This is a genomic window from Siphonobacter sp. (genome assembly GCF_048595215.1).
Classification (GTDB): domain Bacteria; phylum Bacteroidota; class Bacteroidia; order Cytophagales; family Spirosomataceae; genus Siphonobacter.
Genome location: NZ_JBMDWJ010000206.1, coordinates 21,071 through 29,260, shown reverse-complemented (window position 1 = coordinate 29,260; position 8,190 = coordinate 21,071). Strand labels below are relative to the sequence as shown.

The window sequence follows — 8,190 nt, the reverse complement described above, 5'->3', positions numbered from 1 at the left end:
AGGCCCGGGGACCGGGCTACTTGGTTGGGCAGATTCACAAAAAAGCGACTCAAGTTCTGGCTTTGTGCCCGCAAGCGACGGGATAAAAAGGTTCGTCCCAGCCACGTTCGTTCGCCCCGGGAATTCGGATTGATCGTCACCTCATCGAGCAGGATCGCTTTGGGCTTGATCCGAATGGTTACTTCCTGATTGGCTGGTAGGGTCAGCGTCGTATCACCGTACCCAATTTTACTGACCGTGAACGACAAAGGCACACTTCGGTCTTTGATCCGAAGCCTGAAATAGCCCTGGTCGTTACTGACCGTGGCTACAAACCGCGTCTTGTCGTAAATACTCACGAGGTCGGCTTTTTCGCCCGTTTCATCGTCCAGAATATAGCCGCTGATGATCGATTGCCGCTCAACTTTTCCCGGCTGAATGATCAGATAATTACCCGTTTCCTTGTACGAAAAGCGATTCCCAAACAACCGCTGTAGGGTATACTGAACGGTCTGGTTACTCACCTGTAAGGAGACCAGACTATCGCGGGGAATCAGATTGCTGTTGTAGGAAAAATAGAAATCGCCTTTCTCGCCGATGTGTTGAAGCACCTGCGAAAGGGGTTCTCGTTTCACCGTCAGTGAAATTTTGCGGGCGAGCAGTTGTTGGGCATGAAGGTCGAAAGTACAGGCGAAGGCACACAGAATGGGTACTAGCCACGCCCTGACAGGAATGGAATGCATGCCGAAAGGTAAGGCCTATTTCAGCAGGAATTGATTTCCCTGCCGTTCAATTTTTAACTGAAGGGTATGAGCAATGATCTCTAGCACGCGTTCCAGCGGCAGTTGCGGCAGGGTAGTAGTAATGGGTAAGGCTTCCAATTCCGGCCGGGCAATGCGTACCTGAGCACCGTAGGCTTCGTTGATAGTCCGAACGAGTGCACGGAGGGGCGTCTGCCTGCAAACGAAGGTTTTCGTGTGGTAATACGTGTCGAGATCTTCGTGGATTTTAAGCTTTTCCGGTTTGCGTTCGTCAGCGGGGACAATCGCTTTTTCCTGCGGGCGTAAGTCGATACGGTACGGTTGACGACGGACTTCCACGTGACCGGTTTTCACCAGTACTTCCGTTTGTGTATCCGTTTGTTTTACGTTAAAGGAAGTACCCAGCACGCGAACCGTCATCGCATTGACTTCAACGGTAAAGGGGCGGGATGGATCACGTTGTACGGAGAAAAAGGCTTCTCCTGCCAAGTGTACCCGGCGGCTACGAAAAGTTTTGTCGTAATGCAACGAGGAGTGCCGATTCAACGTCACGCTGGAACCGTCGGGCAGGATAATTGATTGGGGTTGAGTACCGGATTGAACGCTGAGCAGTTCAGCCGACGTCATCCACAGGTACGTTTGCCAGCTGATTCCCAGCAGTAGTAAGACGACCGCCGCTCGTAACCATCCTCGAAAGCGGGGGATGGAGCGAATGGATGGTTTTTGAATTCGCTGTTGAAAGCGTTCCCAGGCGATCTGTTCATCTAGTACGAGTGGTTCAGCCGATGGCTGGCTTTGTTGCCAAATGGTGCGGATCTGGTCATAGTACTGCTGGTGACGGGCGTTTTCCAGCAGCCAGGCTTCTACCTGCGTTCGCTCGGGTATACTGGTTTCATCTAGCAAATATTTCACCAGTAAATCGTCCATTTTAGAATCGATTATCATACAAACAAAGGGGATTGGGGTAGCCAGAATAGCAGTCCCAGCAGGGGTAGGTAATCAGCCAGTTGCTGACGTAAAAAGCGTAGGGCTTTGCCCATTTGGTTTTCGACCGTTTTGACGGGTATTTCCAGCAGATCGGCAATCTGCTGGTACTTCAGCTCTTCCACCCGACACAAATGAAAAACGGTTCGGCATTTCTCAGGTAGTTCCCGCAGGGCCTGGTTAATGCGTTCTTCCAGCTCCACGACTTCGAGCGTATGCGTCGGTTGCTGGGGTCGGTCGTTCAGCTCTCGCTGGGCGTATTGCAGGTACGATTGCTCGACCTTAACGTGTTTGAGGTAGTTCAGACTTTCGTGATACACCGCCCGGTAGAGATAACCCGTAGTAGATTCCCGAATCAGCAGCTTTTTCTCCCACAGGCGGCAGAAGACATTCTGTACCATTTCTTCCGCCATCACGTCGTCTTTCACCAGTGTATAGGCGTATGCGTGAAGTTTCTTCACGTGAGTCTTAAAAAGCTGCTCAAATTCCTTCTCAAACGAGACTACTTGCATGGGGCTTACGGCTGATGTCTTTGGTGGCTAGGACAACTCAGTCAGACTTTCCCCTACAGAAATCGAAAAATCTTTTTAAAATTGGTACCCATTCGGACCTTGTATGGGAAGAAAAAAGCCCTGCTAATAAAAGCTGGAAAAGCGTTTAAATCAACGTTAAATTGTACGTTAAAAAAGACGTTATATACTAGACGAATGTCTTAAACTAGATTTACTGTGAAGAGTAGTTAGTGTTTTGAAAAAGTAATTGATCAACAGGATGTTATCATGAAGATGAATAGTGATAGAAATGCCAGGATATACCTTTAAAAATGAGTCCTAATCAAAATAACTAAAGTAATATGCCTTAAAAAACACGATCTGGAAGCTAGACTTCCAGATCGTGTAGTATGTAGAATAGTCTTACGACAAAGCCTGGGGCGGTGGGGAACCCGCTGGTTTGGATCGGTCTTCGGGTAGGGGAACAAACTCCGTATGGTCGGTCGGCGGTAGCGGAATACGGCCCGCCTGCCAGTCGGCCTTAGCCTGTTCAATCCGTTCTTTACTAGAAGAAACGAAGTTCCACCAGATGTAACGATCACCCAGGTGTTCACCGCCCAGTAGCATGATCGTACTGTTTTCAACCGCCACTAAGACTGGATCAATACCGGGCGTAAAAACCAGTAACTGCCCCACGCCATACCGGTGACCATTGACTTCCACGCTGCCTTTGGCTACGTAGGCTCCGCGTTCGGAGTAGCCCAGGGGAATGCCAAAACGGGTTCCAGCCTGTAAAACCACGTGTACGTAAAATAGCGGTGAATGCGTTTTGACATCGTTTTTAACCCCAAAGGCCTCCCCGGCGATGAGTCGCATCCACACCCCTTTATCGGTAAAAACTGGCAATTGATCGGGCTGGTAATTGGTAAAAGCCGGGTTCGTTTCTTCGTCGGCTTCAGGCAGAGCCACCCAGGTCTGTAGCATCTCCAGCGATCCTCCAGCCAGCGTTGCCGGATCTTCGAAACGCTCGGAATGGGCAATGCCGCGACCGGCGGTCATCCAGTTTACTTCGCCGGGACGAATTACCTGTTCTACGCCCAAACTGTCACGATGGGTTACCAAACCATTGAATAAATAGCTCACCGTCGACAAGCCAATGTGCGGGTGCGGCAGAACGTCCATACTGGGCAACTGCTCGGCCGTAAATTGTACCGGACCCGCATGATCCATAAAAATGAAGGGGCCGATCATGCGTCGAAGCCGGTAAGGCAGAATCCGGCGAATCGTAAAGTTATTACCCAGGGTTGCGGGTCGGGCATCAATGATGAGGTCTAACATGGCATTTGGGATACATTAGCAATGAATGGTGGTAGGTTTCAGCCCCTGGCTCGTTCGATAGTACTTCCAGATTCACTGCGGATACCTAAAGAAGGGCACTATCCGGTAAAGTCTTTCAACCTTCTGCTTTTCATAACAAAGGATACGTTGCAAAGCACAGTTCGGGACTTGAAAAAGCCATATTTAATAACGATTTGCAAATATTAAGGAAAAGGCTGGCTTTTACGATCTAAAAAGTAAGGGTAACCTCTACATTTGTATATTCACGAAACCTCCTCTTCCCTAATGCTTAAGATTACTCTTCCGCTGATTACAGCTTCCTTATTATTATTCTGGAATACCTCTCGCACAGACCGCCCGCAGTCGCTTCCTTCGCAGCGGGTGCTCATCGACTCCTTGCCCAACGGAACCAGCTGGCCCGGGGAATTACGGGTGACTCCTTTTACCGGACCGGAGCTGACGCCAAGTCCCGCGTGTCTGGCCGTAGCACCTTCGGGAGAAGTATTCGTAGGGGTGGATAAGATGGGTTCGCTGGGTAAGAAGCCGGGGCAGGGCAGTATCGTCCGCCTCGTTGACAGCAATCACGATGGCAAGCTTGACTCGCATACCATTTTTGCTAAAGTCGATAACCCACGAGGTATTCTAACCATTGGCGATCAGGTATTCGTACTTCATACGGTTTTCTCGAAAGAAAAGGGCGTGGCTACGGGGATGGACCTGGTCGTGTTCGACGATAAAAACCATGATGGCGTAGCGGACGGACCTTCCCGCCCCCTGATTGAACACATCAGTAATCCGAATTTCCTGCAAAGCCGGGGAACGGATCACGCGACGAACGGCATCCGTCAGGGCATTGATGGCTGGATTTATATCTCCGTGGGCGATTTTGGTTTCCATGACGCAGTAGACCGTTCGGGTAAAAAACTGACCATGCTCGGCGGCGGAATCGTGCGGGTACGGCCCGACGGTACGGAAATGGAAGTGTATGCCCACGGTACGCGAAATGTCTACGACGTCGCCATTGACCCGTACATGAACATTTTCACGCGGGAAAACACCAACGACGGCGGCGGCTGGAACGTCCGCTTCAGTCATTTACTCCAAACGGGTGAGTACGGCTATCCAACGCTGTTCATGCATTTCACCGATGAAATTATTCCCGCTCTGGTTGACGTAGGCGGTGGTTCAGGTACGGGCTCCTTGTTTATGGACGATGATACCTGGCCGGAGAAATACAACCGCGTACCCATGATGGCCGACTGGGGTCGGAACCAGCTGTATCTGCACCGCGTAACGTCCGATCAGGCCAGTTTTACGCAGAAAGAAGAGGAGTTTATCAAACTTCCGCAGATTACGGATATTGACGTAGACGCGTCCGGACAGGCCTATCTGTCCGCCTGGGATGGTGCCGGCTATTCGGGTAATCCCGGTAAGGGTTTTGTGGTACGGGCGGTTCCGAAAAGCTGGAGTTACAAGCCGTTTATGGAGGTAAAGAAAGCCAGTGTTGAACAACTCGTCGAGGCATTGAAGCTGGGTAGTAGCGTAGCTCGTCTGGCTGCTCAGCAGGAATTGCTTACGCGGCCAACTGCCAGCGTGGCTCCGGCTTCCTGGACGTTGGTGACGGATGCTGCACAGCCGCTGCACAGTCGGGTAGCCGCTTTGTTCACCTACGCTCAGTCGGCGGGTAGTCAGGGCATCGGTAATCTGGTTAAGCTGACCGAGGATGCCACCTTGCGGGAATTCGCTCTCAAGGCTCTGGCCGATCGGAAAGCCTGGGCTCAACAGGTTCCACTTGAACCTTTCCTGAAAGCTCTGAACGATCCTTCGGCCCGCGTACAAACGGCGGCCATTATTGGTCTGGGCCGTCTGGGAAAACCGGAGGCTGCCACGGCTCTCTTGCAGGTGAAAGTACCGGCCTCCTTCGTAGCTCCTGCAGGCAATACCGAAGGACCGCACGCGACGCCTAACTCGGCGATCGTACCGGCCCACTTGGCTGCTCGGGCACTCGTGAGCCTGAATGCCGTTGACGCCTGCGTAAAAGCACTGGGTACCGATCAGTCAACTCTGGCTTTATGGGCTTTACGTTCCATGCACGATCCGAAGGCAGTAGACGGTATCATCGCTGCGTATGGCAAAACCAATGATGCTGCCTTGAAAAAGCAGATGCTGGTGACGCTGGCCCGTTTGTACCAGAAAGAAGCCGATTACGACGGAAGCTGGTGGTGGAGTACCCGACCCGATACACACGGTCCGTACTACAAAGCGATTGCCTGGGAATCATCGCCGAAGGTGAAGGATTTTCTGATGAAACAGTGGCAGCAGTCCGGTGATAAGGCCTTCTACGCGGATCTTAACAGCCGTCTTCGCATGAACATCGCCGAATGGGGGGGGCAGGAGACTACGGTGGCGAAAGAAGAAGTCAAGGTGGACCTGGAGAAAATCAAGAATAAAAAAGGTCAGGTAGGCGAGTCGTCCATCGAGGATGTCATGCTGGCTCTGGAAAAACTGAAAGGAAATGCTACGCTGGGTAAAACCCTGTTTACGCAGCAGGGCTGCATTGCCTGCCATAGTCTGAGCCGCAACGAACCCATGAAAGGGCCCTTTATGGGACAAATTGGTTCGATCATGAGCCGGGATCAGATTGCGGAATCCATTTTGAAACCTAACGCTTCCATTTCTCAGGGTTTTGCAACGGTTATGATCACTGCGAAAGGCAAGAAAAGCTACATGGGCTTTGTGACGGAAGAATCCGCCAGTCGGGTGGTACTCCGCGACATTGCCGGACAGGTATACACCATCAAAGCTTCGGATATTATCAGCCGGAAAGAAATGGAAAACTCGATGATGCCTGCGGGGCTGGCGAATGCTCTTTCGTACGAAGAATTTGCTTCTTTAGTAACCTTCTTATCCGAACAAAAAAAGTAAACGATTGGAGGTATAATTTTAAACGAGGGTATGCAATTTTTGCGTACCCTCGTTTGTTTACAGCTTATAGCCCTACATTTTACTTGTTTAGGATTGTACCAGGTACTTAACTATTTTGTTAAATAATCAGTGATAATGTAATAAAATACTTAAAAATATAACGCAGGTTAATCAGCTTTCAATAACTTCCCCTCTAATGGAATAACCAAATACTATATATCCTTCTGCCTTTCAATCTTTTTCTGCTAAAGATTACTTGAAAATAGAAAAGAGTTAAGAGCAACTAAACGATTGATAAGATATTTTAAGCTAGGGAATATAAAACGTAAGCTGTCTAATTAAAGTCAGAAAAGAAGATAAGTCAATAACAGAATATACCAATGAAATAGAAGCATGAATAAAACGTTATAGTCCTTTCGATTGCTGAAACTTTATCCAGTGTAACTTCCCTTCAAAATCGACAATCAATACAAAATTCAAATAAAATTAACTAAAGGTAATGATCGCATTTGTAGTATTAATACTACAAGAATTGGTCAAGTTATTCTATGTCAATTGTGAAAATTACCTTATAGGTTTGAGTCTGTAAAGAGCATATCTACGGTTTATTCGGCATAGGAGGAAAAATATTACCTCGATGCAATGCCTGACCTATGAATCTGGAACGGCCCCCAAGACACTCGAATTGCAAATTAAATTGACGGTTATGCAGCTCTCACCTGGGCCCTGTCCAGTTGCAGACTCTAATGGGGTACTCGCAGGCGGCTTGTACCCCATTCTTTTTTATAAAGCTAAAAATTGATTTCTTCGTAGGGTTGAGGGACTTGCCACGTAATTTTCTAAAAAGAGATCCTCCGCTTATCTTACGGCGGTAAGGGGCTAATCCCTATCCTGTGCTCTAAACCAAAGTAAAGAATGCCTTCTATCCACGCTCGTTTATTCAGTAAGCGTTTCCTGGTGCTGATGCTGATCAGCCTGTTATCTCATATAGATCTAAAAGCTCAACCCTTTCCCAAAAAGGTACACCGGATTGTTTTTCTGGGTAATAGTATTACGTACGATGGCCGTTATGTGACCGATGTAGCAGCGTATCTACGCGTGAAGTACCCCCGTCAGAACTATGAAATCATCAACGTGGGTTTACCCAGTGAAACGGTATCCGGTCTATCCGAGCCCAACCACGCGGATGGTAAATTTCCCCGGCCCGATCTACACGAACGGCTGAGTCGGGTTTTGCAGCAAACCAAACCCGATCTGGTGATTGCCTGTTACGGCATGAACGATGGAATCTATCTTCCTTGGGATGAAAGCCGGTTTACTGCCTTCCGCACGGGAATGCAGTGGTTGCATGATCAGGTTGTAAACGTGGGTGTCTCCATCATCCACGTTACCCCGCCCGTATACGATGAGAGTCGGGGACAGGCTCAAGGTTACGCCGCCGTACTCGACCGCTACGCCGAATGGCTACTTTCCCAGCGGGAAGCCCAACAGTGGCGGGTACTGGACCTTCACTTTCCCATGAAAACGTATCTGGAAACCCAACGACAACAGAACGCCACCTTTTACCTGGCCGAAGACGGCATTCACCCGCAGGCACAGGGCCACTGGCTCATGGCTCAGCAACTCTTGGTAGGGCTGGGGGAAGATCAGGCAGCTACCGCGACGGATGCCCAAGCGAGCGTAGCTTTTCACCCCAAAGGTGCCCAGTTGCT

The 8,190-nt window shown here is 49.6% G+C and carries 5 protein-coding genes and 1 pseudogene; 2 read left to right on the top strand and 4 right to left on the bottom strand.

Features of this window, described 5'->3' with window-relative positions; translation table 11 throughout:
• The 4 genes from ACOJTG_RS12860 to ACOJTG_RS12845 form a co-directional block, all read right to left on the bottom strand.
• On the bottom strand, positions 1-722 hold a 722-nt coding region (locus ACOJTG_RS12860; RefSeq protein WP_420154189.1), incomplete at its 3' end, for an STN and carboxypeptidase regulatory-like domain-containing protein.
• A 15-nt stretch (positions 723-737) separates the two neighbouring features.
• Positions 738-1,685 carry a FecR domain-containing protein gene (locus tag ACOJTG_RS12855; protein ID WP_420154188.1) on the bottom strand — a complete coding sequence of 316 codons (948 nt, stop codon included), beginning with the start codon at positions 1,683-1,685 and terminating at the stop codon, positions 738-740.
• A complete protein-coding gene (locus tag ACOJTG_RS12850; RefSeq protein ID WP_420154187.1) occupies positions 1,682-2,236 on the bottom strand; it encodes an RNA polymerase sigma-70 factor in 555 nt (184 codons plus the stop codon). The genes ACOJTG_RS12855 and ACOJTG_RS12850 overlap by 4 nt, the downstream gene beginning before the upstream one ends.
• 402 nt (positions 2,237-2,638) lie before the next feature.
• Positions 2,639-3,553, bottom strand: coding sequence for a pirin family protein (locus ACOJTG_RS12845; RefSeq protein WP_420154186.1), 915 nt, complete (start codon positions 3,551-3,553; stop codon positions 2,639-2,641).
• A gap of 285 nt (positions 3,554-3,838) precedes the next feature.
• On the opposite strand from ACOJTG_RS12845, the gene ACOJTG_RS12840 reads away from it, so the two are divergent.
• Both ACOJTG_RS12840 and ACOJTG_RS12835 read left to right on the top strand, forming a co-directional pair.
• Positions 3,839-6,478 (top strand): DUF7133 domain-containing protein, encoded by a 2,640-nt coding sequence (locus ACOJTG_RS12840; RefSeq protein ID WP_420154185.1) that lies wholly within the window; start codon positions 3,839-3,841, stop codon positions 6,476-6,478.
• Between the two features lie 915 nt (positions 6,479-7,393).
• Positions 7,394-8,089 (top strand): annotated as a pseudogene (locus ACOJTG_RS12835) (SGNH/GDSL hydrolase family protein); the annotation flags it as partial.
• Positions 8,090-8,190 lie beyond the last annotated feature (101 nt).

Excerpts from the sequence above, each read along its gene's own strand:
- ACOJTG_RS12845 (WP_420154186.1), bottom strand. The coding sequence starts at position 3,553 with ATGTTAGACCTCATCATTGATGCCCGACCCGCAACCCTGGGTAATAAC.
- ACOJTG_RS12855 (WP_420154188.1), bottom strand. The coding sequence starts at position 1,685 with ATGATAATCGATTCTAAAATGGACGATTTACTGGTGAAATATTTGCTA.
- ACOJTG_RS12850 (WP_420154187.1), bottom strand. The coding sequence starts at position 2,236 with ATGCAAGTAGTCTCGTTTGAGAAGGAATTTGAGCAGCTTTTTAAGACT.
- ACOJTG_RS12840 (WP_420154185.1), top strand. The coding sequence starts at position 3,839 with ATGCTTAAGATTACTCTTCCGCTGATTACAGCTTCCTTATTATTATTC.